The 24,677-nt window shown below is 62.6% G+C and carries 24 protein-coding genes; 12 read left to right on the forward strand and 12 right to left on the reverse strand.

The features are described from left to right. Window positions 1-14 precede the first annotated feature (14 nt). Window positions 15-1,214 (forward strand): DUF1501 domain-containing protein, encoded by a 1,200-nt coding sequence (locus tag BLT98_RS24620; RefSeq protein ID WP_092612450.1) that lies wholly within the window; start codon window positions 15-17, stop codon window positions 1,212-1,214. A gap of 89 nt (window positions 1,215-1,303) precedes the next feature. Beyond that, on the forward strand, window positions 1,304-2,464 hold the full coding sequence (locus tag BLT98_RS24625; protein ID WP_092612453.1) for an AI-2E family transporter: 1,161 nt from the start codon (window positions 1,304-1,306) through the stop codon (window positions 2,462-2,464). Between the two features lie 106 nt (window positions 2,465-2,570). On the opposite strand, the gene BLT98_RS24630 is transcribed toward BLT98_RS24625, so the two are convergent. Beyond that, on the reverse strand, window positions 2,571-2,795 hold the full coding sequence (locus BLT98_RS24630; protein ID WP_010396348.1) for a hypothetical protein: 225 nt from the start codon (window positions 2,793-2,795) through the stop codon (window positions 2,571-2,573). Window positions 2,796-2,936: 141 nt separating this feature from the next. On the opposite strand from BLT98_RS24630, the gene BLT98_RS24635 reads away from it, so the two are divergent. Genes BLT98_RS24635 through BLT98_RS24645 form a run of 3 tightly spaced genes read left to right on the forward strand, consistent with a single transcriptional unit; the run spans window position 2,937 to window position 5,443 of the window. After that, entirely contained in the window at window positions 2,937-3,695 is a 759-nt protein-coding gene (locus BLT98_RS24635) for a phosphatase PAP2 family protein (protein WP_244517681.1), read from the forward strand. An 11-nt stretch (window positions 3,696-3,706) separates the two neighbouring features. Next, entirely contained in the window at window positions 3,707-4,615 is a 909-nt protein-coding gene (locus tag BLT98_RS24640) for a diacylglycerol/lipid kinase family protein (RefSeq protein ID WP_092612656.1), read from the forward strand. 9 nt (window positions 4,616-4,624) lie between these two features. Continuing rightward, entirely contained in the window at window positions 4,625-5,443 is an 819-nt protein-coding gene (locus BLT98_RS24645; protein ID WP_092612455.1) for a metallophosphoesterase family protein, read from the forward strand. 120 nt (window positions 5,444-5,563) lie between these two features. On the opposite strand, the gene cls is transcribed toward BLT98_RS24645, so the two are convergent. Together cls and BLT98_RS24655 are read right to left on the reverse strand one after the other, a co-directional pair. Beyond that, complete coding sequence (gene cls, locus BLT98_RS24650; RefSeq protein WP_092612458.1) at window positions 5,564-6,955, reverse strand: cardiolipin synthase; 1,392 nt, start codon at window positions 6,953-6,955, stop codon at window positions 5,564-5,566. After that, a complete protein-coding gene (locus tag BLT98_RS24655; RefSeq protein WP_092612662.1) occupies window positions 6,952-9,063 on the reverse strand; it encodes a site-specific recombinase in 2,112 nt (703 codons plus the stop codon). Before BLT98_RS24655 ends, cls begins: the two co-directional genes overlap by 4 nt. A gap of 317 nt (window positions 9,064-9,380) precedes the next feature. On the opposite strand from BLT98_RS24655, the gene BLT98_RS24660 reads away from it, so the two are divergent. Continuing rightward, the gene (locus BLT98_RS24660; RefSeq protein ID WP_092612461.1) at window positions 9,381-10,490 is read left to right on the forward strand and encodes a porin; all 1,110 of its coding nucleotides are present in this window, start codon (window positions 9,381-9,383) and stop codon (window positions 10,488-10,490) included. Here BLT98_RS24660 and BLT98_RS24665 read toward each other — a convergent pair. From BLT98_RS24665 to BLT98_RS24675, 3 genes are all read right to left on the reverse strand, one after another. Then, window positions 10,478-11,056: a DUF3617 domain-containing protein gene (locus BLT98_RS24665; RefSeq protein ID WP_034786358.1), complete on the reverse strand. Its 579-nt coding sequence runs from the start codon at window positions 11,054-11,056 to the stop codon at window positions 10,478-10,480. The two genes, BLT98_RS24660 and BLT98_RS24665, sit on opposite strands and share 13 nt — an antisense overlap. A 67-nt stretch (window positions 11,057-11,123) precedes the next feature. Continuing rightward, on the reverse strand, window positions 11,124-12,671 hold the full coding sequence (locus BLT98_RS24670; RefSeq protein WP_034786355.1) for a TerC family protein: 1,548 nt from the start codon (window positions 12,669-12,671) through the stop codon (window positions 11,124-11,126). A gap of 82 nt (window positions 12,672-12,753) precedes the next feature. Beyond that, the gene (locus BLT98_RS24675) at window positions 12,754-13,038 is read right to left on the reverse strand and encodes a hypothetical protein (RefSeq protein WP_070278575.1); all 285 of its coding nucleotides are present in this window, start codon (window positions 13,036-13,038) and stop codon (window positions 12,754-12,756) included. 294 nt (window positions 13,039-13,332) lie between these two features. Here BLT98_RS24675 and BLT98_RS24680 point away from each other — a divergent pair, with 294 nt between their 5' ends. Continuing rightward, entirely contained in the window at window positions 13,333-16,179 is a 2,847-nt protein-coding gene (locus tag BLT98_RS24680) for a M16 family metallopeptidase (protein ID WP_092612464.1), read from the forward strand. A 71-nt stretch (window positions 16,180-16,250) separates the two neighbouring features. Here the strand turns inward: BLT98_RS24680 and BLT98_RS24685 are convergent, their stop codons facing one another. The 4 genes from BLT98_RS24685 to BLT98_RS24695 all read right to left on the reverse strand — a co-directional run bounded on the left by BLT98_RS24685 (window position 16,251) and on the right by BLT98_RS24695 (window position 18,484). Next, window positions 16,251-16,886, reverse strand: coding sequence for a YiaD family glycine zipper/OmpA-like lipoprotein (locus BLT98_RS24685; RefSeq protein WP_034786394.1), 636 nt, complete (start codon window positions 16,884-16,886; stop codon window positions 16,251-16,253). A 202-nt stretch (window positions 16,887-17,088) separates the two neighbouring features. Next, the gene (locus tag BLT98_RS28965) at window positions 17,089-17,235 is read right to left on the reverse strand and encodes a lmo0937 family membrane protein (RefSeq protein WP_010396376.1); all 147 of its coding nucleotides are present in this window, start codon (window positions 17,233-17,235) and stop codon (window positions 17,089-17,091) included. Between the two features lie 183 nt (window positions 17,236-17,418). Further along, window positions 17,419-17,661, reverse strand: coding sequence for a hypothetical protein (locus BLT98_RS24690; RefSeq protein WP_034786348.1), 243 nt, complete (start codon window positions 17,659-17,661; stop codon window positions 17,419-17,421). Window positions 17,662-17,830: 169 nt separating this feature from the next. Continuing rightward, window positions 17,831-18,484 (reverse strand): outer membrane lipoprotein, encoded by a 654-nt coding sequence (locus tag BLT98_RS24695; protein WP_092612467.1) that lies wholly within the window; start codon window positions 18,482-18,484, stop codon window positions 17,831-17,833. Between the two features lie 190 nt (window positions 18,485-18,674). On the opposite strand from BLT98_RS24695, the gene BLT98_RS24700 reads away from it, so the two are divergent. Further along, the gene (locus BLT98_RS24700) at window positions 18,675-19,451 is read left to right on the forward strand and encodes a Crp/Fnr family transcriptional regulator (RefSeq protein WP_092612473.1); all 777 of its coding nucleotides are present in this window, start codon (window positions 18,675-18,677) and stop codon (window positions 19,449-19,451) included. 88 nt (window positions 19,452-19,539) lie between these two features. Here the strand turns inward: BLT98_RS24700 and BLT98_RS24705 are convergent, their stop codons facing one another. After that, complete coding sequence (locus BLT98_RS24705) at window positions 19,540-19,758, reverse strand: glycine zipper 2TM domain-containing protein (protein WP_077401543.1); 219 nt, start codon at window positions 19,756-19,758, stop codon at window positions 19,540-19,542. A 181-nt stretch (window positions 19,759-19,939) separates the two neighbouring features. Further along, window positions 19,940-21,976, reverse strand: a complete 2,037-nt coding sequence (locus BLT98_RS24710; RefSeq protein ID WP_092612476.1) for an AsmA family protein — start codon at window positions 21,974-21,976, stop codon at window positions 19,940-19,942. Window positions 21,977-22,234: 258 nt separating this feature from the next. Between BLT98_RS24710 and BLT98_RS24715 the strand changes: the two genes are divergently transcribed. The 4 genes from BLT98_RS24715 to BLT98_RS24730 all read left to right on the forward strand — a co-directional run bounded on the left by BLT98_RS24715 (window position 22,235) and on the right by BLT98_RS24730 (window position 24,661). Continuing rightward, entirely contained in the window at window positions 22,235-22,639 is a 405-nt protein-coding gene (locus BLT98_RS24715) for a DUF4398 domain-containing protein (RefSeq protein WP_051992010.1), read from the forward strand. 32 nt (window positions 22,640-22,671) lie between these two features. Beyond that, window positions 22,672-23,571, forward strand: coding sequence for an OmpA family protein (locus tag BLT98_RS24720; RefSeq protein WP_034786341.1), 900 nt, complete (start codon window positions 22,672-22,674; stop codon window positions 23,569-23,571). Window positions 23,572-23,763: 192 nt separating this feature from the next. Then, a complete protein-coding gene (locus tag BLT98_RS24725; RefSeq protein WP_034786338.1) occupies window positions 23,764-24,300 on the forward strand; it encodes a ferritin-like domain-containing protein in 537 nt (178 codons plus the stop codon). 58 nt (window positions 24,301-24,358) lie between these two features. Then, window positions 24,359-24,661, forward strand: coding sequence for an ElaB/YgaM/YqjD family protein (locus tag BLT98_RS24730; protein ID WP_034786336.1), 303 nt, complete (start codon window positions 24,359-24,361; stop codon window positions 24,659-24,661). The last annotated feature ends 16 nt before the right edge of the window (window positions 24,662-24,677 follow it).

Consider the following 24,677-nt stretch of genomic DNA (forward strand, 5'->3'; position numbering starts at 1 on the left):
ACCGGAGGATTGCCATGAATCGTCGTGACTTGTTAAAAGCCCTGGCCGCCGCGCCCTTGCTGACCCATGCGGGCAGTCTGCTGGCGGCGCCCGCCACCGATGCGAAGCTGCTGTTCGTCTTTTTGCGCGGCGGCTATGATGCGAACAACTTGCTGGTGCCGGTCGGCAGCGATTTTTACTATGCGGCGCGGCCGAATATCGCCATCGCGAAACCCGGTGAGGAAAACGGCGCGCTGGCCTTGAACGCTGACTGGGCCTTGCATCCAGCCTTGCGCGAGACCATCTACCCCATGTTCACGGGCGGCGAGGCGGCCTTCATCCCGTTTGCGGGCACGACGGATTTGACGCGCAGCCATTTCGAAACGCAGGATACGATCGAGCTGGGGCAAGAGATCAACACGCGCCGCGACTTCCGTTCGGGTTTCCTGAACCGCCTGGTACAGACCTTGAATGGCAGCAAGGCCAATCCGCTCAATCCCGCCATCGCCTTCACGGACCAGCTGCCGCTGATCTTCCAGGGCGGCGTGCAAGTGCCGAACATGGCGCTGCGTTCCGTGGGCAAGTCCGGCATTGATGCGCGTCAAAGCCAGATCATCGCCGCCATGTACCGGGGCACGCCCCTGCAGCAACCCGTCAGCGCGGGCTTTGTCGTGCGCGACGATGTGACGAAGGAGTTGACGGGGGAGATGCAGGCGGCCAACCGCAACGCCATCAGTACCAAGGGCTTTGAACTGGAAGCGCAGCGCATCGCCCGTTTGATGAAGGATAAATACAACATCGGCTTCGTCGATGTGGGCGGCTGGGATACGCACGTGGGGCAGGGCGGCGCCAGCGGCTACCTGGCGGGGCGCTTCGATGAGCTGGGACGGGGCCTGGCCGCGTTTTCGCAGGAAATGGGCGGCGCCTGGCGCCATACCGTGGTGGTGGTGGTCAGCGAATTTGGCCGCACCTTCCGCGAAAACGGCAACCGCGGCACGGACCATGGCCACGGCAGCGTGTTCTGGGTGCTGGGCGGCGGCATCAAAGGCAAGCAGGTGGCGGGCGAGCAAGTGGCGATTGCGCAGGCGACGTTGTTCCAGAACCGCGACATGCCCGTGCTGAACGAATACCGGGCCGTGCTGGGCGGCTTGCTGCGCCGCACGTTCGGCTTGACCCCGGCGCAGCTCGATCACGTGTTTGCCGGCGTGAAACCGGCGGAGCTGGGGCTCGTGTAAATCGGAATGCCACCGTGTTACGCTACGCCTGCGCAACTGGCGCGTAGCGAAAACCGGCGGCTTGTGGCGCCGGGCACGAATGGAGTGGCATGAACGATACCCAGCGCGATATTGTCAGCGCAGGCTTTTCCCTGGCCCTGATCGCCGTGACGGCCTTCGTCATGCAGCGTTTCTTTTTGCCGCTCGTGTGGGCCGGCATCCTGTGCGTGGCTACCTGGCCCTTGTATGTGCGCGTGCGCGCGGCGCTGGGGCAGCGCCCCATCATCACGGCGGCCGCGTTGACCCTGGCGTTCGCCTGCATCTTCATCATTCCCGTGCTGTTCGGCGTGGCGCAGGCGGCGCGCGAAGTACCCGTGCTGGCCAATTTCATCGTGCATGCGAATGCCGACGGCTTGCCCGTGCCGCACTGGGTGGCGCATATTCCGCTGGCCGGCAGCGCCATCGGCGACTGGTGGCTGGCCACCCTGAGCCAGCCGCACGGCCTGGGCCACTTCTTTGCGGGCAGCGCCGTGGGCGGCTTTCATTCCGCGCGCGACATGCTCAAGGTGCTGGGGGCGGACGTGTTCCATCGCCTGGTCGACTTCGGCCTGGCGTTTTTATGCCTGTTTTTCTTTTACAAGGATGGGGAGGCGCTGACGCGCCAGATCACGGCCGTCGGCAGCCATTTCCTGCGCCCCGAACGGTGGGGCCGGTATGCGAAAAAGATCCCCACGGCCATCCGCGCCACCGTCAACGGCCTGGTGCTGGTGGGCCTGGCCGAAGGCGTGCTGATCGGCATCGCCTATGCGATTGCCGGCTTGCCGTCACCGGCCCTGTGGGCCTTTGCCACGGGCATCCTGGCCATCATCCCGTTCGGCGCGCCGCTCGCTTACCTGTGCGCGGCCGCCTTGCTGGTCTTCCAGGGCAATGTGGGCGCCGCCATCGGCGTGGCCGCGTGGGGCACCGTGGTGCTGTTTGTGGCCGACCACTTCGTGCGCCCCGGCATGATCGGCAACGCTACCCGCTTGCCCTTCCTGGCCGTGCTGTTCGGCATCCTGGGCGGCGTGGAAACCCTGGGTCTCGTGGGCCTGTTCATCGGCCCCGTCGTGATGGTGCTGTTCGTTACACTGTGGTACGAAGCGAATGCGACTGACCGCGTACCGCCTGCCAACATGCCTTCCAGCATAGCTGCCGACGCAGGTGCCGACGCACTTGCCGGTACAGTTGCCGAAACACCTGCCAGCCCGGCCGCGCCGGAACGCACACAGTAGTGAGGGGTCGGTCAGCGTGCCGCTGGCCGGTACTGAGGCGTTCCCGGCGTGGCCGGACGGAGCTGACTTGATAACAGGGTGCGAACACCTTGTTTTAAAGTCATTCTTAATGTGCCTTGGATAGAATAAGCAACCAACGGCGCATCAGCAGCACTTCAACATAGCCCGGCTCGATGCCCGTACCGCACTCGATCAAGGGATTGACGGTGTAGTAGCGCTTGCGGAAGTCGCGGCAGACGAGGATTTCGCGCTTGCCCATGCGGACGAGGAAAGAGCTTGGGGCGTATTCCAGGCCGAACCGTGAGCCAAAACCGCTATTCAATGTTGCCATGACAATTCCTTTGAGGGAGATGTGTTGAACGAGTCATCAGAATAGCATAAGTACTGTATGAATGCACAGCTACTGTATGAATAAACAGTATTTTTTTGCTGGTGTGGTTTTTTTGATCAGTACCAGGAACATGAAAGAGAGATGAGTTTGCAAGAGAAAAATGACATGGGCATGACCACGGGCTGGACCACGAAACTGCGCCGCTTCGTCGAGGCGCGCCTGTCGCCCGAAGGCGAGCTGGGCCTGCATATGACGGTGGGCGTGGCGCTGATGCTGGTGGCTATCGTGGTGTTTCACGAAATCGCCGAAGCCGTCATGGGCATGGCCCGGATCACGGTCATCGACTTGCAGGTGGCGCACTGGTTCAACCAGCATGCCGTGCCGTGGATCACCAGCTGCCTGCTGGTCGTCACGCACATGCATGGCGTGATCGGCGCCATCACCCTGGCCGCCTTGCTGGGCTGGTATCTGCACCGCAAGGGCGCCGATTACTGGATGTTTACCCTGGTCATCACCATGCCGGGCGTCATGTTTTTGAACCTGCTGCTAAAGTACATTTTTGTGCGCGCGCGGCCCAGCTTTGACGAGCCCATCTTGCAGACGGCCCTGAGCACGTACAGCTTTCCCAGTGGCCATACGGCCACCTCGACAGCCCTGTACGGCTTGCTGGCCGCCTACCTGATTTGCCAGACGGCGCCGGGCGCGTGGGGCAAGCGCATCGCCATTGCGCTGGGCGCTTTCCTGATGGCGTCACTCGTGGGCTTCAGCCGCATTTACCTGGGCGCGCATTACCTGAGCGATGTGCTGGCGGCCATGGCGGAAAGCTATGGCTGGCTGGCCATCTGCATCGCCGGCGTGTCGACCCTGCGCCGCCGCCGGCATATCCGGCAAACCAAATAAGGGGTACGATCCTGAGCAAGATTGCAGTCATCATCAATGCGGGCGCCGGTTGCGGCTATGCGCCCGACTGGGCGCAGCAGCTCGAAGCGGCTTTTGCCGCCGTGGGACTCGACGCCGCCATCACCCTGGCGCAAAGCGGCGCCGACATGATCGCCACGGCCGAGCAAGCCCTGCGCGATGGCGCGCCCATCGTCGTGGCCGGTGGCGGCGACGGCACCATCAATGCCGTCGCATCCGTCGTTGTCGGCAGCGGCACGCCGTTTGGTGTCTTGCCGCTGGGCACGCTGAACCATTTCGCCAAGGATTTGAATATCCCGCTCGACCTCGATGCGGCCATTGCCAATGTAGCGCAGGGCGTGCGGCACCAGGTCGACGTGGGCGAAGTCAATGGCCGCATCTTCCTGAACAATTCCAGCCTTGGCCTGTATCCCGATATCGTGCGCGACCGCGAAAAGCAGCAGCGCCGGCTGGGACGGGGCAAGTGGCTGGCCTTCAGCTGGGCGCTGGTGGCCGCGCTGCGCCGCTACCCATTCCTCAGCGTGCAATTGAAGCTCAACGACGCCGTGCATGCGCGGCGCACGCCTTTCGTCTTCATCGGCAATAATGAATACCTGATGGAAGGCTTGAATATCGGCGAGCGCGAGCGGCTCGATGGCGGCCAGCTGAGCTTGTACGTGGCGCAGCGTCCGGGCCGCCTGGGCTTGCTGAAGCTGGCCTTGCACGCGCTGTTTGGCAAGTTGTCGCAGGCCAAGGATTTCGACGTGTTGACGGCCACCGACCTGGAGATTGCCACGCAACACCGCCGCCTGCGCGTGGCCACCGATGGCGAAGTGACCGTCATGAATACGCCGCTGCATTACCGCATCCGCACGGCCGCGCTCGATGTGATCGTGCCGGCGCCCGTACCCGCAGCCAGCTAGGAGAACGCCATGCGTACCATCGTGCATTTGTCCGACTTGCATTTTGGCAGGGTCGATGCGGCCCTGCTGGCGCCCCTGCGCGCGCTCGTCGAGCGCCTGGAACCGGACGTGGTGGTGGTCTCGGGCGACCTCACGCAGCGCGCCCGCAGCGCCCAGTTCCAGGAAGCACGGCATTTTCTCGACAGTTTGCCGGGGCCGCAGATCGTGGTGCCGGGCAACCATGACGTGCCACTCTACAACGTCGTTTCCCGCTTCCTGACGCCGCTGGTGAAGTACCGGCGCCATGTCACGGACGATTTGTCGCCCGAATATGTGGATGAGGAAATCGCCGTGCTGGGCATCAATACGGCCCGCTCGATGACGTTCAAGGATGGCCGCATCAGCCACGAGCAGATCGATTTCCTGCGTGAACGCCTGGGCAGTTTGCCGCCCGGTTTGACGCGCATCATCGTCACGCACCATCCATTTGACTTGCCCGAGCACTTCGACGAGGATGATCTGGTGGACCGCGCCCCGCAGGCGCTGCAAATGTTTTCCGAATGCGGCGTGGATCTGCTGCTGGCCGGGCACTTGCACGCCAGTGTGGCGGGCAACACGGCCGAGCGCTACAAGATCGCCGGCTACGCTGCCCTGATGGTGCAGGCGGGCACGGCCACGTCCACGCGGGGCCGGGGCGAGTCGAACTCCTTCAACGTGCTGCGCGTGGAAAATAGTTGTATTCGCGTCGAGCGCTACAGCTGGAATGAGGACAGCGCCGACTTTGAAAAGGTCAGCACGGAAGCGTTCGAGCGCCAGGGCGGGGTGTGGGCCAGCTTGCGGCCGCTGTAGGTCGTATTGGCGGGGCAATACCCCGCGTAATCCGACGCTATTGTTGGCTTTGGTAATAGCTGTGGTGATGTCGGATTACGCTGCGCTAATCCGACCTACGCCTGTTTGTCGGCGGCTCTCTTAGAGCCAGTAGTTCATGAAGCGCGCCGCCCACTCCTTCATGCGGTCGGCAATCGGCCGCGTTTCCCATTTCGCCCTGGTGATTTCTTCCGAGTCGCGCAAGTCTTCCTGGAAGGCGTTTTCCATCTCCCTGCCGAAGCTGTCGCCCAGCACGATCACGTTCAGTTCGCTGTTATGCAGGAAGCTGCGCATGTCGATGTTGGTCGAGCCCACTGTCGACCAGGCGCCGTCGATGACGGCCGTCTTGGCGTGCAGCACGGCCAGTTTCAAGTGGAAGATGCGGATGCCGCCGGCCAGCAGCTGGTCGTACAGGGCGTGTCCCGCATGGAATACGAGGCCGCTGTCGGACACGCCCGGTAGCACGACGGTGACGTCCACTCCACGTTTCGCGGCCGCGATCAGGGCGTCGACCGTCTGCTGGTCGGGCACGAAATAGGCGGACGTGATGTGGATGGATTTCTTGGCTTCCTGGATGGCCAGGATGTACGCCTTGTAGATCTCGAAGCCGCCGTCCGGTTCGCTGGCCACCACGCGCACCAGCTTGTCGCCCACTTCCGACAAGGTCGGGAAATAATTGGCGTCCGGCAAGTCGGCCTGGTCTTGCTGGGCCCAGGTGCGGATGAACAGCCACTGGAAGGCGGCCACGGCCGGGCCTTCCACTTTCACATGGGTATCGCGCCAGCCCACGTCCTTCTTGTCGGTGGGTTTCGATTTCGAGCGGAACAGCGAGCTTTTTGCATAGGTATCGCTGATATTGATGCCGCCCGTAAATGCCATCTTGCCGTCGACGATCAGCACCTTGCGGTGGTCGCGGTTATTGATCTTCCAGTCGTCGCCCTTGAGCTTGGCGGGATTGACGGGGTTGAAGGCCACCAGGTGCACGCCGGCCGCGCGCATGCGGTCAAAGAACGCTTGCGGCACGCCGAGGGTGCCCACGCTGTCGTAGATGACGTTGACCGTCACGCCCGATTGCTGCTTTTCGATCAGCATGTCGGCAAATTTGAGACCCAGCGGATCCTGGTCGAAGATATACGTTTCCAGGTTGATGCTGTTCTTTGCTTCGCTGATGGCCTGGAACATGGCGGCCATGGTTTGCGGGCCGTCAAACAGCAGGGTCACCTTGTTGCCCTTGATCAAAGGCACGCCCGTGGCCGCCTCTTCCAGCGCCGCCTGGGTTTTCAAGTCCATGCCGGACTTGGCCCAGCGCTTGTTGAGCAGGGCGGCGCGGCTGTTGACGTTCAGCACGGCACCCTTGCCCGTGATCACCTTGGGCTTGGCCACCGGCTCCAGGGTGGTGTTGAGGTTCTTGACATTGGGCAGCGAGGCGCATGCAGCCAGGGTCCAGCACAGCAGTAGGGCGGTGAGGCAGGGTTGCATGCGCCGAGCGGTCATTTTTGAGCCTTGGTGGTAGGTGACAGGTTTGCCGACTCATCGGCCAGTGCCAAAGGTGGCGGGTTTTTCGAACCGAAGAAGAAGACGATGGGCGACCTCAGGAAGCGCTTGCCCAGTATCTTCAATAACTGCATGCCGTGCTTGAAGCGCACCTGGCGCGAACGCAGGGCCACCCACAGGGCCAGGCCGAAGCTGACCAGCAGGTTGGCTGTGCCGATGGCGAAGATGCCCGACAGCGACTTGACGGCCAGTTGCCAGCTCATGTTGTGGTCCAGGCCCACCAGGGCCGTGGCGAAGTTGGCGGCCGAGAAGGTGATGTGGCGGATGTCGATGGGCAAGCCGATCAAAAAGCCCAGGGTGCCGATGGAACCGAGCAAGATACCGAAATAGAAGTTACCCATCAGCCCGCCCAGGTTGTTTTCCAGGTACATGCCCAGCCGTTGCAGGCGTTCCTGGCCAATCACGCGGCCCAGGCCGCGCAATTGCGCGATGCGCTGCGCCCAGCGCGTGTACAGGGCCTGGTTGTCATAGTAGCCGGAAATCAGGCCGGCCACGAACAGGCATACGCCGGCAATCATGGCGTAGAAGATGGCGGGGCTGCCGATGGGGTCGATATCGTGCAGCAAATGCATGGCCTTCTCGGGCGTCACCAGGTTGTGCCCGGTAATCGCCTTGTAGCCGAGCGCGATCAGCCAGGCCGTGGGAATGGCGGTCGCCAGGTTGCCCAGCACGGCCATGTTTTGCGTGCGGAAGACCTTGTTGATCAGTTCCGCCATGCTGTCGAGGTCGATATTCCTGCCATCCTTGCTGTGCAGGCCGGCGGCGATGCGCGACGCCGTCATGGCCGGCTGCTTGGTGGCCACCGTGAAATGCAGCAAGTGGATGAACATGAAGCCGATCGAGTAATTCATGCTGAACATGAAGGCTTCGACCAGCGGCGCCGAGCGCAGGTAGGACATCAATATCTTGAACAGGGCCATGAAGCCGATGATCACGCCCGCGCCCGCGGACGAGAGGAACATGGCGCCCATTTCGCGGCGGTTTTCCGCGATGTAGTGCTCGCCCGTGCGGCTGGCGTTTTCCGTCACATTACGCGCCAGCAAGTTGATATTGTCGGAAAACAGGTCGCTGACCTTGTACTTGTGGTTGTGCGCGCGTATCAGTTCCAGCGCCAATCCGACGGCGCCCGCGCGGCGGCGGCTGACGGGCTGCGGGTACAGCAAGTCTTGCGTGGCATCGACCGTGATGGCGGCGATGTCCACGTTGTTGGAGGCAGGCAGCTCGCCGCTCGTGTCGACGAGGAACAGCAGCTTGCGCAGGCGTTCGATGCTTTGCGCCAAGGCCACCAATAAATACGTGAGGGGAATGCTGGTGCCCTGGTACAGCGCCTTCTTGCGGATCTTGGCGATGACGGCGTCGCACTGGTCCAGCATCACCAGCAAATGGCGCGCGTCCTCGATGTGCTCGAGATCGCCGTGCAGCAGATTCGTGTAGGCGTCCAGGTAGGCGTTCACTTCCGTGTTCTGCACCATGAATGGCGACTGGAACACTTCGATTTCGCTGTGGAAACGTGTCAGTTCCGGCTCCAGGCCCATGGCGCAGACGCGGTAGGACAGGGTGCGGATGGCGTCGAGCATGCCCGGCAGCATGATATTGCCATCGCCGACGGCCAGTTCGATCTCGTCGCTGGTCAGTACGTCGAACAGTTCCAGCCAGTCCGTGGCGGGCACATTGCTGATCCACAAATAATCGGTTTTCAGGTACAGCACCTGGTCGAGCGCGTCGTTCAGGTACTCGTCGCCGAGGGCGGGTGGCAGCATGCGGTAGGCGATGCGGCGTTTCAATTCCGTGAAGAAACCGCTGTTCGACAGCACGCCGATGTCGGTGTACAGGCTGGCGTGGCGGCGCGCGGCCAGCACGCGCAGCACGTATTCGTGCAGGGCGCGCGCTTGTGCGGGGTTACCTTTGAGAAGCTGGCGCAGGGTGCGCACGTTGGCAATCGCGGTCGCGCTGTCGTGGGAGCGCTTGGGACGCAGTGAGTTGAATAATTCCACCAGCAAGTCGATATTGCTGGAGTTGGGGTCAATGCGTTCGAGGATAGCTAGCATGCAGAAAAAACGGGCGAGCCGCTGTCGGTAAAACCAGTAGTGTACCGCCTGCGTCAAATCGCGCAACGTTCGCCACCGAACATTGCTTTACGGCAGGGCCTGCATTTAACGCCATTTTGCCGCAAATTAGCTGAATCATGGTCAATATTGCGTGTTGTCAGTGTGCGACTCTTTTCCTGGGCTAAGCTGAAGTTTCTGTTGTACAACGCACGGACGCTGGACAAAAAGCGGGGATAAGGTAACACTGAGATCAGACACACAGCGCATGTCCTGATCAATACCGGGAAGTTTCAATTCACGTTACCGAGATATTTATCATGAAGACCTCGTATTTTGCGCTTGCTGTGATAGGGATGGGGCCTTTCGCGCTGGGCGCGACGGCCCAGGCTGCCGATGGCGCAGGCAGTGCCGCATCCAGTAACGTTGCCGTGTACGGCGTGCTCGACGCGGGTATCGTGGCCGAGCGGGGCTGTGCCGCCAATTGCGCCGGCGCCAAGGTGTCCGGCGGCGTCGCGTCCGGTTCGCGTCTGGGCGTGCAGGGCCGCGAGGCGCTGGGTAATGATGTCACGGCCGTGTTTACCCTGGAAGCAGGCATCCAGAACGACACGGGCCAGTCGGAAGAGGGCCGCCTGTTCGGCCGCCAGGCCTACGTGGGCCTCGACAGCCGCCTGGGCGCGCTGACCCTGGGGCGCCAGTACAACCTGCAATACCTGACCTTGACCGATGTGGCCGACCCGTTCAAGGGCGGCATGGCCGGCAGCGCCAGCAACCTGGCCGGCTACAGCGTGAAACGCTACGACAACACCGTCAAATACGTGACGCCCGCCTTGCGCGGCGTGACTGCCAGCGCCATCTACAGCTTTGGCGAGTCGCCGTACAGCAACGCCAACAACCGCGCGTATGGCGCCACCCTCGGCTATTCGGCCGGCGCCGTGAATGTCAGCGTGTCGCACCAGCGCAAGAATAACCTCATCCTCGCTTCCGGCACCTTGCCCGCCATCGACATGTCTGCCCGCAACACCCTGATCGCGGCGAATATCGACCTGAAAGTGGCCACCGCCTTTGCCGCCGTGGGCATCAACAAGGGCTATGGCAGCTCGCCATGGGACCCGAACAATGCCTACAGCGCGCTGGCCCTGTCGATGTCGTCCTCGGACAGCCGCGACACCTTGCTGGGCGTGTCCGTGCCTGTGGGCGGCTTCAAGCTGCTGGCGTCCTGGGTGCGCAAGGATGACCGCGACCTGGCCAACCGCGACGCCAGCCAGATGGCCGTCGGCCTCACGTACTCGCTGTCAAAGCGCAGCGATTTCTATGCGTCCTACGCGAAGATTCACAACAAGAACGGCGCCCGCTACACGGTGGGTAATGCCAGCGATTCGGGGCATGGCGATGCGGCGTTTAATCTGGGCTTCCGTCACGGTTTCTGAGCCGCGGTCGCCGATGGGGCAGGGCAGCTTGCGCCCAGCCATTTGCCGTTGCTCGTCACATTCACCTGTTCCGGCGTGCCGCGCGCGCTGGTGGTCACCGCCAGTTGCATGCTGAACGCCTGGTCGCCCGTAAACAGTACCTTGCCTTCGCCGCTCGATTTCGGATTGGCGCAAGTGAACGAGACATTCATGCCGCCCGCGATATCCGTGTTTTTCGATTTGCAGTCACCGGGCTGGCCCGTGGGAATCTGCTTGCGTGCCGCCATGTCCGGCGTCACGCATGCCGTCACGCGCACGGCGCCATCGGCGCCCACGGTGGGCATGGCCATGCCGCGGCTGGCCGCCATGCTTTCCAGCTGCTTGCGTTGATCGGGAGGAAGGTTGCCCAGTTGCTGCAGCACCATGGACATGGCGTTGTCGGTGGCGGCGTCCGGCGACGCCATCTTGCTGTCGACTTGCCACAGGCCCGGCTTGATGGTGGCGGACTGCGAGGCGGCCATGGCATTGGCGTGGGCGCCGAGGGCGGCGCAAGCCAGCAGGGTCAGGCGTAGCAGGGATTTTTTCATCGTGGGGTCTCCGGTATGGGCAGACCCCAGCATACGGCATGGCAAGCGGGGCACGCTTGCCATTGTGTTACAAACTGTGATCGGGCTCGATGCGGCGCACGTCCACGCAGGCGATGCGGCGCTCGTCGGCCTCGATGATTTCATAGCGCAAGTCATCGAGCTCCAGTACTTCGCCCACGGCCGGCATGTTTTCGAAATGCGCCAGCAGGAAGCCGGCCAGCGAGTTGTATTCGCCGTCTTCGCTGACCAGGGTTTCCGTTTCGAAAACTTGCTCCAGATAATGCAGGTCCGTCGCGCCGTCGATGCGCCAGTGGCCGGGGCCCAGCACTTCCACGTCGGGCTGCTCGTCCTCGTCGGGGAATTCGCCGGCGATGGCTTCCAGGATGTCGATCGGCGTCAGCACGCCTTGCACGGTGCCGAACTCGTCGACCACCAGCACCAGCTGGCCGCGCGAGCGCTTTAACGTTTCCATGGCTTTCAGCACGCCGGCCGCTTCCGGCACGACGACGGCTTCGCGCATGCTGTCCGGGTCGATCTTGCCGCGCGAGACCAGATCCTCGATGAGGTCCTTGCTGCGCGCGATGCCGACCACATTGTCCAGGTCATCATTGCAGACAGGAATCATGCTATGCGGCGTGTCGCGCAGCAGTTGCAGCATCTTTTCGCTGCTGTCGTTCAGGTTGACCCACGACACGTCGCCGCGCGGCGTCATGACGGAGCGGATCGAGCGTTCGGCCAGGGTCAGCACGCCGCTGACCATGTTGCGCTCTTCCACGCCGAAGGCGGAGACATCGGGCATTTCCTTGACTTCGTGCTCTTCCACGGCTTCGCGGCCCTTGCGTCCGCCCAGCAGGCTCAGCACGGCTTGCGCCGTGCGGTCGCGCAGGGGGGCGTTCGACTGCAGCTTGAGGAAGTTGCGGCGCGCCAATTGATTGAAGAATTCGATGACGATCGAGAAACCGATAGCGGCGTACAGATATCCTTTCGGAATGTGGAAGCCCAGGCCCTCGGCCACCAGGGAGAGACCGATCATCAGTAGGAAGCTCAGGCACAGCACCACGACGGTGGGGTGGGCGTTGACGAAGCGCGTCAGCACCTTCGACGCCAGCATCATGACGACGATGGAAATGACGACGGCGGCCATCATCACGTACAGGTTTTCCACCATGCCGACGGCCGTGATGACGGCGTCGAGCGAAAAGACGGCGTCGAGCACGACGATCTGCGCCACCACCAGGCCGAAGCCGGCATAGACCTTCGGGCCCGTCTGGGCGTGCGTGATGCCTTCGAGGCGCTCGTGCAGCTCGCTGGTTGCCTTGAACAGCAGGAACAGGCCGCCGAGGAGCAGGATCAGGTCGCGCCCTGAAAACGAGAATGTCCATATGGAAAACAATGGCGTGGTCAGGGTGACCAGCCAGGAAATCAGGGAAAGCAGGCCCAGGCGCATGACGAGGGCCAGGGTCAGGCCCAGCACTCTAGCCTTGTCGCGCTGGTGCGGCGGCAGTTTCTCGGCCAGGATGGCGATGAAAATCAGGTTGTCGATACCCAGTACGATTTCCAGTACGACCAGCGTCAGCAGGCCGACCCAGATTGTCGGGTCAAATAACCATTCCATGTGTGTAACCTTGTAAAGTCGATCAGTGTAAAGCGTGCCTGGCGGCTAAAGCCCCGGGCGCGTGGGTGCTGCATGCATGTCTTTAGGGGCGGACGCGCGGCGGCCGGGTGGCCAGCCGCACGTCCGCTTCGGCAAGTGCGCCCGGTCCCGCTTGCCAAATGATGGCGTAAAACGGCACGGCTTGGCGCGAGCTCGGGTACAGCGTGATGGGGTCGTTGTCGCATTCTTCGCTACTGCAGCTATCGCAGCTGTCGCCAGGCAGGCCCGCATGGAGGCTGGCATCGGCACAATCGATGCTGAAGGCGGGCGTGGCGCTAGCGCCGGCCGCGATTGCATGCTGGAATGGGGAAGGGCTGGCGTAAGCCATGCTGGCAAACGCCTGGGGTAACGCGATGAAAACAAAAAGGCAGAGCAGGACGAGAGCTCGTCTCATATACAGGCAGATAGTTCTGGAACGGTCGAGTATAACACGCCTGTATGGCAGCCTGATGACAGAGGCTTGCAATAGTGATACGTATGCCGTAAATTACGAAATAGCAATAATTTCACGTGGCGGCGAAGACGCAGCGCGGGCCCCGTGACTATTCTTGCGTTCGTATCACATTGCGCCTGCGCCGTTTGCTTGCGCACGTCTATAACGTAGTGTTACCAGGACTCTGCCTTGAAACCCATTACCGCCCTCCTGCTTGCCGCCGGCATCCTCTCGCCATCGTTCATCCTTGCCGCCACCCCCGTGGAAGCGGCGCCGACCCAGAAAGCCGGCAAGGCTGCACCCAGCCGTACCGCCGCCGTCAAAGTCACGTCCGTCGAAGGCATCACCGAATACCGCCTGGCCAATGGCTTGCGCGTGCTGCTGTTCCCGGACGCCAGCAAGCCGACCCTGACCACCAATATCGTCTACCTGGTCGGTTCGCGCCATGAAAACTATGGCGAAACGGGCATGGCCCACTTGCTCGAGCATTTGCTGTTCAAGCCCAGCGCCAACTTCGGCATCAAGAAGGGCAGCAAGACGCCCGTCGAGATACTGAACTCGACGGGCGCTGATTTCAACGGCACCACGTGGTACGACCGCACCAATTACTACGCCACCTTCCCCGCCAACGACGACAACCTGCGCCAGATGCTGGCCATGGAAGCGGACCGCATGGTCAACGCGGCCATCGACCAGAACGACCTGTGGAACCCGAAGACGCAGAAGGGCGAAATGACCGTCGTGCGCAACGAGTTCGAGATGGGCGAGAGCGACCCGATCGGCGTGACGAGCGAGCGCATCCAGGCCATCGCCTACGACTGGCACAACTATGGCAAGTCGACCATCGGCGCCCGTTCCGACATCGAGCAGGTGAACATTCCCCGTCTGCGTGCGTTTTACCACAAATATTATCAGCCCGATAATGCCGTGCTGATGGTGGCGGGCCGCTTCGACGAAGCCAAGGTCTTGAAACAGATCAATGAACTGTTCGGCAAGATCCCGAAACCCACGCGCGTGATCGAACCGACCTACACGGCCGAACCCGTGCAGGATGGCGAGCGCGCCGTGACGGTGCGCCGCAGCGGCGGCACGCAGTTCGTCGGCGCCGGCTACCACGTGGCGCCGTCCGGCAACCCGGACGCCGTCGCCATCGAGGTGCTCGGTCACGTGCTGACGGACGCGCCGGCCGGCCGCCTGCACAAGGCGCTGGTGGAAACCAAGCTGGCCAGCAAGATCGAATACAACTCCGTGAGCAACCTGGAGCCGGGCTACAACCTGTTCGGCGCGCTGGTGCCGCTCGATGGCAACCTCGATGCGGCGCAGACGGCCATGCTGAAAGTGCTGGAAGACTTGAAGTCGCAGCCCATCACGGATGCGGAAGTGGCGCGCGTGAAACAGCAGCTGAACAAGCAGGTGGAACTGATCACCTCGAACACGGCGCGCATGACGATCGCCCTGACGGAGTCCCTGGCGGCCGGCGACTGGCGTCTGTTCTTCCTGCAGCGCGACCAGCTCGACAAGCTGACGACGGCGCAGGTGCAGGCGGCTGCCGAGAAATACCTGAAGAGCTCGAACCGCACCCTGGGCCGCTTCATTCCTACCGATGCGCCGGACCGCACCGTCGTGCCGGCCTATGCCGACGTGGCGCCGCAACTGGCCGGCTACACGGGCCGCGCCGTGGTGGCGCAGGGCGAAGCGTTCGACCCGAGCCCCGACAATATCGAAGCGCGCACCCAGCGTTTCACCTTGCCGAATGGCTTGAAGGGCGCCTTGCTGCCGAAGAAAACCAAGGGCAGCACGGTCAGCGTCGTGTTGAAATTGCAGATCGGCAGCGAAGAGAGCTTGCGCGGCAAGGCGCAAGTGGGCGTCTACACGGCCAATCTGCTGTCGCGCGGCACGGATAAACTGTCGCGCCAGGAAGTGAAGGACAAGTTCGACCAGCTGGGCATGCAGGTCGCCATCACGGGCGGCGCCGAGGGCGTCACCGCCATGCTGAATGGCAAGCGCGAGAACTTGCCGGCCGCCATGGACCTGCTGGCGCAAGTGCTGCAAAAGCCGGCCTTGAACGAGACGGAATTCCTGGAATTGCAGCGCGAGCGCGTCGGCCGCGCGGAGCAGGAGTTGCCTGAGCCGCAGCCGCTGGCCGTGAACGCCTTCCGCCGCCTGCTCGACGCCACGCCGGAAGGCCATGTGCGCCACGTGGCCACCTTGCCGGCCGAACTGGTGCAATGGAAAGCCATCAAGGTGGCCGATGTGAAATCCTTCCATGGCGCCTACTATGGCGCGGCGAACGCGACTTTCGCTGCCGTGGGCGACTTCGACCCGGCCGCGCTGAAGGCGCAAGTGGCCAGCCTGTACGGCAACTGGAAGGCGCAGCAGCCGTATGCGCGCATACTGGATGCCGTCAAGCCTGTCAGCGGCGAAAAAGTCACCCTGGAAACGCCGGACAAGGCGAACAGCGTGCTGTTCGCCATCCAGCCGATTCCCCTCAAGGATGACGCCGCCAACTATCCCGCCTTGCTGATCGCCAATCACATGCTCGGTGGCGGCGCCTTGCGCAGCCGTCTGGCCGACCGCATCCGCCAGAAGGAAGGCCTGTCGTACGGCGTCGGTTCGCAAGTGAGCATCCCGTCGCGCGAACCGGCCGGTTACTGGATGGCGTATGCCATCAGCGCGCCGCAAAACACGGTCAAGGTGGAAGCGGCCCTGCGCGAGGAAATCGCCAAGGCGCTGGCCGATGGCTTCACGCAAGAGGAATTGGCCGAAGCGAAGAAAGGCTGGCTGCAATCGCAGGAAGTGGGCCGCACGCAGGACAGCGGCCTGGCGCGCGAACTGGCCGGCTACCTTGCCGAAGAGCGTACCATGGCTTACGACAAGGACCTGGAAGCGAAAGTGGCCGCCTTGACCCTGGCGCAAGTGAACCAGGGCCTGCGCGAGTACCTGAAGCCATCGGCCGTCTCGGTGGTGGTGGCAGGCGACTTTGCCAAGGTGGCGAAAGAGGGTGAAAGCGGCGCCAAGGCAACGACGTCGAAATAAGCTGTTTTAAATAAAAAAGCCCGCTGGCAAGTTATTTGCCAGCGGGCTTTTTTTATGGCGATTTCCCGACCTTAGCGGGGAGCGAGCTCTGCTACGTAGATTTCCACGCGGCGGTTGCGTGCGCGTCCCGATGCATCCGCATTCGAGGCGATCGGCTCGCGGGCGCCGCGGCCTTCCGTGACAACGCGGGTCGGCGAGACGCCGCGCATGGACAGGTAGTCGCGCGTGTGGGCCGCGCGTTCCACCGACAGCGGTTCGTTGATGGAAGCGCTGCCCGTGCTGTCCGTATGGCCGATGATGCTGACCGTGGTGTTCGGGTTTTCGTTCAGGGTGGCGGCAAAGCGGTCGAGGATGGGGCGGAAATTACCCTTGATGTCGGCGCGGTTGGTGTCGAAGGAAATATCGCTGGGGATTTCCATTTTCAGGCGGTTATCGGCCGTTTGCGTCACTTGCACACCAGTACCCTGTGTCGCTTGTTCCATCGCGCGCTTCTGGTTTTCCATGCGGTTCGACCAGATATTGCCGATCACTGCGCCCGCCGCCGCGCCGATCAGGGCGCCGCCGGCCGTGCGGCCGCTGCTGCCGCCACCGGTGGTGCCGCCGATTAAGGCGCCCAGGCCCGCGCCGACGCCGGCGCCCGTGGCCGTGCCACGTTGCGTGGCGGACATGTCCGCGCAGCCACTGGCGGCCAATGCGATCACCAGCATGCCGATCAGGGATTTGGCGCCAGGGCCTTTTTTGAATGCTTCTTTCATGGATTTTCTCCTTGTTTTGTTATTGGGACATACCCAGGAATTACCTGCACACGTTACTGCAAAATGGCGCGGCGTGCCAGTGTGTGCGCACTACAGGCAAAAGGGCGGCGCCCGTTCGCACGCGCGCCGCCCCGTCTGGCCAGTAAATTGGCCTCTATAAACCGCGTCCGCTGATCAGGCGCAGCAGCACCATGATCACGGCGACCACCAGCAGTATGTGGATGAAGCCGCCAATGGTATAGGAAGTTACCAGGCCCAGCAGCCAAAGAATGATGAGTACGACGGCGATTGTATACAGCATGATGTGTCCTCCGAGAGTAATGTGTGGATGACGGCGACGGCCTTGGCCTTGCAGGCGCTGGCGTGTGGCGCCGTCATCGGTTCTTGTCATTGCGCGGCGACTGGGTCGCTGAACGCTGATGCCATGACTAAGTGTCTACTTTGTTTCCCTTGCGTTCTGTACGCTGTCGTACACAAGACTCAACTATCGTGAGCGGTCGGCGTGTTCATCGGCCATGCCCGGCACCCATGCCAGCATGCCGGCCATGCCGACGGCGCCGGCCAGGCAGCTGACCATGCCGCCCGTCAGCAGCAGCATGACGCCGAACACGGGGCCGCCCGCTTCGGGCGCCAAGTCCAGCGCGCAAAAGCCCAGCGCGGTGGCCAGCAAGCCGCCGCCAATAAAGCCCAGCCAGATCCTGTTGCTGCCTGCCTTGTCGTCTTGCATGGCTACTCCTTGATGACGTTTCGTTGAACTTTCCTGAATGCATCATCTCGCGGGACGGCAAGCTCATCTGTACGCCAACGAACATTGTTAAAAAGAAAACGCCCGGACAAGCCGGGCGTGTGTTGAATTTGCAACTTATTGCAGCGGCGGCAGCGCTGCGGCCTATGCCTTAGCCGATGGCGCGCAAGCCGCCGTTGACGACGCGCACGCGGTCGCCCTGGCGCCAGTTTGGCGCGGCGCTCTGGTGCACGGTGCGCGTCTTGCCGTTATCGAGGCGCACGACGATGTTGTAGCTGCGCGTGGCGCGCACGCTGCCTTCGATCTGGTTGCCGGCCACGGCGCCGCCGACGGCGCCCAGCACGGTGGCCAGTTGCTTGCCGTGGCCGCCGCCCACCTGGTTGCCCAGCAAGCCGCCGACGACGGCGCCGCCAGCCGCGCCCACGCCGCTGCCTTCGGCGCGCGTATTGACTTCATGGATGGCTTCGATCACGCCGCAATTAGCGCACACCTGCGGCGCCGGGGCTGCCGCGTATTGTTGCTGCGGTTGCTGCTGGCGCACTGGTTGCTGCTGTGGTTGCTGTGGTTGCTGTGGCGGCAGGACGGCCAGCGGCTGCGCGCTGGCCGGTTGCAAGTTTGCTGGCGGCTGGTTTGCCTGCAGGTTGGCCATTTGTTCGGCCGAGGTGCTGGCCGCCAGTGGCTGGCTATCGCCCTGGGACGAAGGCAGCCAGCCCATCAGGGCAGCCGTGCCGACGCCGCAAAACAGCAGGACGGCGACGGCGGCGGCAAGCACCAGCGGATGGAGGGATTTGGTGGTGGTAGTCATGGAGGGCTCCTTGGTTATTTTAAATAAAGGGTGCTGCGTGTTCTGTTGGTTGATGCTTGTTCTGTGCGTGTATTGCCAGTGTGCTGTGCCGCTTGCTCCGCTTCCGTGCGTCACCGTACATACAGGGCCGGTACTGCACCGTAGGCTAAGTAAAAATTATGTCGAGTTGTAACGACACCAAGGAAAAGCAATGCCACCAACGACTGCCAGCATGACCCTGTCCCGCGATGCAGGCCGATCCGGCCTGGGTTCGCCCGTGGGCGCGCTTGACGCCGGCAACCGCCTGCTGGCCAGCCTGCCCGAGCACGACTTGCGGCACCTGACGGCGCTGTTCGATACCGTCACGGTCGAGGTGGGCGAGGTGCTGTACGAACCGGGCCAGCCTATCGGCCACATCTATTTCCCTGGCGATTGCCTGATCTCGCTGCTGGCCGTGGCGGAAGGCCGGATGACCTTGGAAGTGGGCTCCGTCGGCCGCGAAGGCGTCCTGGGCGCTTCCGTCGCGCTCGGTCATGACCTGGCGCAAGTGCGTGCCGTGGTGCAGCGTTCCGGTACGGCCAGCCGCATCGGGCGGGCCGAGTTCTGCGCCGAGTTCGCCCAGCTCGAGTCCCTGCAGCGTTTGCTGTACCGCTATACGGACACCCTGCTGGCGCAAGCCATCCAGATTGCCGTGTGCAGCCGCTTCCACGTGCTCGAGGCGCGCCTGGCCCGTTCGCTGCTGATCACGCGCGACCGCCTGCAGTCGGAAAAATTTCACCTCACGCATGAATTTCTTGCCCACACCCTGGGAGTGCGGCGGGTCGGCGTGACCAAGGCGGCCAGCGCGCTGCAACAGCAAAAACTCATCACCTACAGCCGCGGCAATATCGAGATCCTCGATTCGGCGGGGCTGGAAGCCGTGTCCTGCCGCTGCTACGAGCTGGTCAAGGATAGCGGCGCCATCGGCATGGCCAACGTCTTCGTCTGATTCTTCCTGCTGGCGTTCATCCTTCTGCCGCAGACGCAAAAAAGCGGGGCGGGCGCCTGGGCACCCACCCCGCTTTCTCGATCAATAATTACTTCGGCTTGACCTGGTTGCCGATCACGCCGCCGACTGCGGCGCCGCCGACTGCGCCGATGGCGCTGCCGCCCGTCAGCACGGAGCCGGCAACTGCGCCGACGCCAGCGCCGATGGCGGTGTTTTTATCCTGGCCGGACATGTTGGCGCAAGCGGTCAAGCTCAACAGCAAGGCGGCAACGGAAGTGGTAGCGGCGATTTTTTTAATGATTTGCATGATAGTTCTCCTATGAATTCGGACCTCGTGGCGCCGGCATGGTATGGGCCGGTGAGACTTCGTATCGCCACGTCTTGGGTGTTTCAGGCACGATTACAGAATAGGATTGTGGCAAGGCAGGGTCTGTTCGGCAACGCACATAGGGGTGTAACAATTGTAATCGTGCACGGCTACGTGTGACTTAGCGGTTTTTGCGCGGCGCCTTGCCCGGTTTCGGCGCCACCGGTTTCACGCGCGCCTGGGCCAGCAGTGCCGCGCATTCGCTATCTTCGACGGGGCCGGTATTGACCAGCGGCAGCAGCGCCGCCACGGGCGCCACCACGGCCAGCGCCAGGGCGCCACCGGCGCGCAGGGCCAGCACGCCCTTGTCGACGCTCACGTCGGGCTTGCTGAAGGTGCCGTGCACATACAGGGGCGAGCGCAGCGAAAAGATGCGCAAGCCCTTGCTGTCCGGCCGCAGGGTCAGGTCCAGCCGTTCATCGGCCAGGTTCACCGTGCCTTCGATATTCAGGACGGCGTCATCCGTGTCCACGATGAACTGGCGCGTGCGCATCAATCCCTTGGTGACGGCGAAATCGGCGGCCATGCAGTTCAGCTTGACCTGTTTGTCGCCCGCCAGTTTGGCCAGCACGACGCTGCCGATATTCAAGCCCATTTCTTCCAGCAGCAGCTTGCTGATGCTGCCCCGGTTGATCAGCGCGCGCACTTCGCCGTTCGAGCTGCCCAGCAGGGTGGCGACGGAATTGCCCGTCGCCGACAGCGAGGCGTCGCCATTGATTTCGCCCACGCTCGCCTGCAGGGCCGGCAGGCGGGGAAACAGCTGCTGGATGTGCAGATGGCGGGCGCTGGCCTTGAGCTCGGCCGCGATGCCATTGGCGATGACTTTGCCGCTGCCGTCGAGCTTGATTTGTGACGTCAGGGTGCCGCCCGCCACGTTGAAGTTGAGCGGCGTCAAGGACAGCACGCCGTCCGTCAGCACGACATGCGTGTCGAGCTTGCTGATCGGCAGTTCGGCATCGCGCGTGATCTTGTCGGCTGTGTAGCGCACGTCGGCGTCCAGGCTGGTCCAGCGCTCCGTCTTGAAGGTTTCCACCGGCAAGACCCGGCCGGCCGGCTGCGTCGACGGCACGCCCCGTTCCTTCTTGCTGGCGCTGGAATCGGCGCCCACCAGCGGACCCAGGTCGGAAAATTGCAGCAGGCGCGAGTGGACTTCCCCCGTCAGGCGCTTGCGCGGCGTGCTGGCGGAAAAGGCCAGCTTGCCTTGGACGTCGCTGGAGCCCACCTTGCCGCTGAACTTGTCGTACACCCACTCGCCGCCGCGCGGCGCCAGGGTCGCCGTCAAATGGCCTTCCGTGCTGAAGTGCGGCGTCTCCGGCAGCAGCACGCCCGTCAATGGATACAGCCGGGCCATGCTGGGTCCGGATAGCTTCAGGCGCACATCCAGCGCGGCCAGGTTGGCCGGGCGCGTCAGGGTGCCTTCGATGGCCACGCTGCTGCCGCCCGCGCGCATGTCGGCCTGGATGGGGAAGGGCGTGCCTTGCTGCTGCAGTGACAGTACGCCGCCGGCCTTGCCGCCACCCTTGATGCTTTCTCCATGGTATTTGCCGGACAAGGTCCAGGCGATGCCGTAGCGCGCATCGTCCGCGATGGTGTCGACATCGGCGCGCATCGCCGTTTTGCTGACGCCATCGTCCAGGTACACGGTGCCCTTGCTGAAGACCACGCTTTGCAATTCCAGCTGCCAAGGCGATGGCTGGTCCTGCTTGTCGAAGGTCCAGTTGTTCTTGCCATCCTTGTTGCGCAGCAAGCGCACCTGCGGCGTGTCGAAGCGCAATTGCGGAATGATGATTTTCTTGTCGAGCAGGGCCAGCGGATTGAGCGAGAACGCCAGCTGGCTGACGCTGGCCAGCTGCGCCTGGCCATCCGTGTCCGTCATGGCGCTCGGATTGCCCAGGCGCACGTCCTTTGCCTGCAGGTGCGGCCACGGCAGATAGTCGCGCCAGCTTTTTTGCCCGCCAGCCGTTGGCTGCTGCCACGTCAGCGCCAGGTCGCCCTCGATGGCAAACGGCCGTCCCAACGCATCGCTGACGCGCGCATTGAGCCAGGGCTTGGCGCGGTTCCAGTCCATGTTCAGCACGATGATGGAAGCCGTGACGGGCAGGGCGATGAGCACGGCGGTGCTGGCGAGGGCGATTTTCTGACGGCGGGAGAGCGGCATAAGCTGATTCTTTCTGGACAAGTAGTTGCGATGCTACAGGAATCGCTCCAAAGCCGGGCCTGTTTCAGGTTTTGCTGGCGGGCACGTGCGCTGGCGCACGTTGCCCATGCAAGTATTGTCGATTTCTTACCCTATGTGCGGCACCGAACGGATATGCGGGGAGCCGGAGCCTATAACGTCATACATCAAACGCAGTTCCTGATTCCAGATGCACCGACGTATGAACCCTATTGCTTAACATTCTCCAGGAGAAGAAAAATGACAAACCGAGATTTCAAGATGTCCCCATTGGCCGCCTTGGCCGCCTGCGCCACCGCTGTCGTCCTGATGACGGGCTGCTCCAGCCTGAAAACGCCGGCCACGGCCGATGTCGCCGTGTCGCGCGCCGCTGTCGATAACGCTGCCAGCGCTGGCGCCGCCGACCTGGCGCCCGATGAAATGCGTTCGGCCCGCGAAAAAATGCGCATGGCTAACCAGGCCTTGAAAGACCGCGACTACAAGACGGCGCGCGATCTGGCGGACCAGGCGCAAGCCGATGCCAAGCTGGCGCAAAGCAAGGCCAATTCGGCCAAGGCCACCAGCGCCGCTGATGAAATCAACGAGAACATCCGCGTCATGCGCGAAGAGCTCGACCGTGCCAATCAGCAAGCCCCAAAACAATAAGCAACAACAATAACTAATAACAGGACCCCATCATGAAAAAAGCTACCTACACTACCATTCCCGGCCTGCTGGCCATGGCCGCTCTGGTTGCCGCCTGCAGCTCCGCACCGACCACCACCAGCCTGCTCGACCAGACCCGCGGCGACTACATGGCGGCGCAATCGAACCCGATCGTGTCGACCTATGCGCCACGCGAATTCCGCGAAGCGAGCGCTGCGCTGGAAGCGGCAAACGCGGCCGCCACGCGCCAGGAAGATAGCGAAAAAGTCGACAAGCTGGCCTACCTGGCCAAGCAAAAGATAGCCACGGCGCAAGAAGTCGCCAAGCAGAAGGCCGCTGAAGCCGATATCGCCAACGCCGGCAAGCAGCGCGACCAGTTGCGCCTCGATGCGCGCACGCAGCAGGCAGACCAGGCCACGGCCCGCGCCCAGTCGGCGCAGGCGGATGCGGAAGCGGCCAAGGCCCAGGCGCAAGCGGCCGAAGCGTCGGCCCGCGATGCGCAAGCGCGCGCCGCCGGACTGGAAGCACAGCTGGCCGACCTGGCCGCCAAGAAAACCGAACGCGGCATGGTGATCACCCTGGGTGACGTGCTGTTCGGCACGGACAAGGCGAACTTGACGGCCGATGGCGCGAATACGGCGCGCAAGCTGGCCGATGTGCTGAAAAACAACCCGCAACGCACCGTGCTGATCGAAGGCTTTACGGATAGCACGGGCGGCTCCGCGCATAACCTGGAATTGTCGCAACGCCGCGCGGAATCCGTGCGCAATGCGCTGCTGGAGCAAGGCATCAGCCGTGACCGCATCGCCACGAAAGGCTATGGCGCCGCCTATCCGGCCGCCGGCAACGACACGGCGTCGAACCGCCAGCTGAATCGCCGGGTGGAAATCGTCTTGTCGGAGGACAATACGGCGATTCCCGCCCGCCGCTAAAACACCAGGCCAAACCTGCTGCGCGTCGCGTCTTGCGGCCTCCGATGCTCACTGTGCTCTGGCACAGCTCCGCTTCTCGGCCACAATTCACTGCCGCTCGCTACGGTTTTGCCTAGTGTTTGATTTGTTAGTAGGCAGCACCGGCCGAAGCTTGGCCGGTGGATACCCATGCAAGACTTGAAAGGAAACATCATGACCCAAACATCTGTTGAGATTCCAGCTGGCATCGATACGGCAGCCATCCGCGCTGCCGCCAAAAACCTGGATGATGGCGCCGTGACGGCCGGCTACCAGGCCGACCGCCAGGAGTTGATTACCCTGTTGAATGGGGCGCTGGCCACCGAACTGGTGTGTATTGCGCGCTACAAGCGCCATTATTACACGGTGAGCGGGCGCGACAACGGCACCATCAAGGCCGAGTTCCTTGAACATGCGCAGCAGGAGCAGGAGCACGCCGACTGGCTGGCTGAACGCATCGTGCAATTGAATGGCAAGCCAGATTTTAATCCTGCAACATTGCTTGCGCGTAGCCATGCCGAGTATGATGACTCTGAAGACGTGCAGAGCATGGTGCGTGCCAATCTGATCGCGGAACGGGTAGCGATCGAGTCGTATCGCCAGATGATCGTGAAAATCGGCGACAAAGACCCGACCACACGCCATTTGTTGATCAAGATCATGGCTGTTGAGGAAGAGCACGCCGATGATATGCGCGATCTAATGGAATAGTGTTTTTGAGTAAAGTAGGTATAGTAACTACATTCATCCACAGCTAAGGAGCTAAACCATGTTGGAAAACAATATCACCACCGTCAATAACGATGTCAAAACCTTGGTCAAGGATGCGCAAGCCCTGTTCAGCGCCGCTGCCGCCCTGACCGGCGAAAAAGCCGATGAAGTGCGCGTCAAGGGCATGAAAACCCTGGATGCCGCCCTGGCCAAGGCGCATGAAGCGCAGGCGTCGGCCATCGTTGCCACCAAGCAGCTCGCCTCCCAGGCTGACGGCTATGTCAAGGAAAACCCATGGCGCACGGTGGCCGTCGCCGCTGGCGTCGGCGTACTGGTCGGCTTCATCCTGGGCCGCAAGTAATCCACTGTCAGGAGCG

This window comes from Janthinobacterium sp. YR213 (assembly GCF_900099875.1).
Lineage (GTDB): Bacteria > Pseudomonadota > Gammaproteobacteria > Burkholderiales > Burkholderiaceae_D > Janthinobacterium > Janthinobacterium lividum.

Coding starts and splice junctions, on each gene's coding strand:
- BLT98_RS24620 (WP_092612450.1), top strand. CDS start 15: ATGAATCGTCGTGACTTGTTAAAAGCCCTGGCCGCCGCGCCCTTGCTG.
- BLT98_RS24625 (WP_092612453.1), top strand. CDS start 1,304: ATGAACGATACCCAGCGCGATATTGTCAGCGCAGGCTTTTCCCTGGCC.
- BLT98_RS24630 (WP_010396348.1), bottom strand. CDS start 2,795: ATGGCAACATTGAATAGCGGTTTTGGCTCACGGTTCGGCCTGGAATAC.
- BLT98_RS24635 (WP_244517681.1), top strand. CDS start 2,937: ATGAGTTTGCAAGAGAAAAATGACATGGGCATGACCACGGGCTGGACC.
- BLT98_RS24645 (WP_092612455.1), top strand. CDS start 4,625: ATGCGTACCATCGTGCATTTGTCCGACTTGCATTTTGGCAGGGTCGAT.
- cls (WP_092612458.1), bottom strand. CDS start 6,955: ATGACCGCTCGGCGCATGCAACCCTGCCTCACCGCCCTACTGCTGTGC.
- BLT98_RS24655 (WP_092612662.1), bottom strand. CDS start 9,063: ATGCTAGCTATCCTCGAACGCATTGACCCCAACTCCAGCAATATCGAC.
- BLT98_RS24660 (WP_092612461.1), top strand. CDS start 9,381: ATGAAGACCTCGTATTTTGCGCTTGCTGTGATAGGGATGGGGCCTTTC.
- BLT98_RS24665 (WP_034786358.1), bottom strand. CDS start 11,056: ATGAAAAAATCCCTGCTACGCCTGACCCTGCTGGCTTGCGCCGCCCTC.
- BLT98_RS24670 (WP_034786355.1), bottom strand. CDS start 12,671: ATGGAATGGTTATTTGACCCGACAATCTGGGTCGGCCTGCTGACGCTG.
- BLT98_RS24675 (WP_070278575.1), bottom strand. CDS start 13,038: ATGGCTTACGCCAGCCCTTCCCCATTCCAGCATGCAATCGCGGCCGGC.
- BLT98_RS24685 (WP_034786394.1), bottom strand. CDS start 16,886: ATGCTGGTGATCGCATTGGCCGCCAGTGGCTGCGCGGACATGTCCGCC.
- BLT98_RS28965 (WP_010396376.1), bottom strand. CDS start 17,235: ATGCTGTATACAATCGCCGTCGTACTCATCATTCTTTGGCTGCTGGGC.
- BLT98_RS24690 (WP_034786348.1), bottom strand. CDS start 17,661: ATGCAAGACGACAAGGCAGGCAGCAACAGGATCTGGCTGGGCTTTATT.
- BLT98_RS24695 (WP_092612467.1), bottom strand. CDS start 18,484: ATGACTACCACCACCAAATCCCTCCATCCGCTGGTGCTTGCCGCCGCC.
- BLT98_RS24700 (WP_092612473.1), top strand. CDS start 18,675: ATGCCACCAACGACTGCCAGCATGACCCTGTCCCGCGATGCAGGCCGA.
- BLT98_RS24705 (WP_077401543.1), bottom strand. CDS start 19,758: ATGCAAATCATTAAAAAAATCGCCGCTACCACTTCCGTTGCCGCCTTG.
- BLT98_RS24710 (WP_092612476.1), bottom strand. CDS start 21,976: ATGCCGCTCTCCCGCCGTCAGAAAATCGCCCTCGCCAGCACCGCCGTG.
- BLT98_RS24715 (WP_051992010.1), top strand. CDS start 22,235: ATGACAAACCGAGATTTCAAGATGTCCCCATTGGCCGCCTTGGCCGCC.
- BLT98_RS24720 (WP_034786341.1), top strand. CDS start 22,672: ATGAAAAAAGCTACCTACACTACCATTCCCGGCCTGCTGGCCATGGCC.
- BLT98_RS24725 (WP_034786338.1), top strand. CDS start 23,764: ATGACCCAAACATCTGTTGAGATTCCAGCTGGCATCGATACGGCAGCC.
- BLT98_RS24730 (WP_034786336.1), top strand. CDS start 24,359: ATGTTGGAAAACAATATCACCACCGTCAATAACGATGTCAAAACCTTG.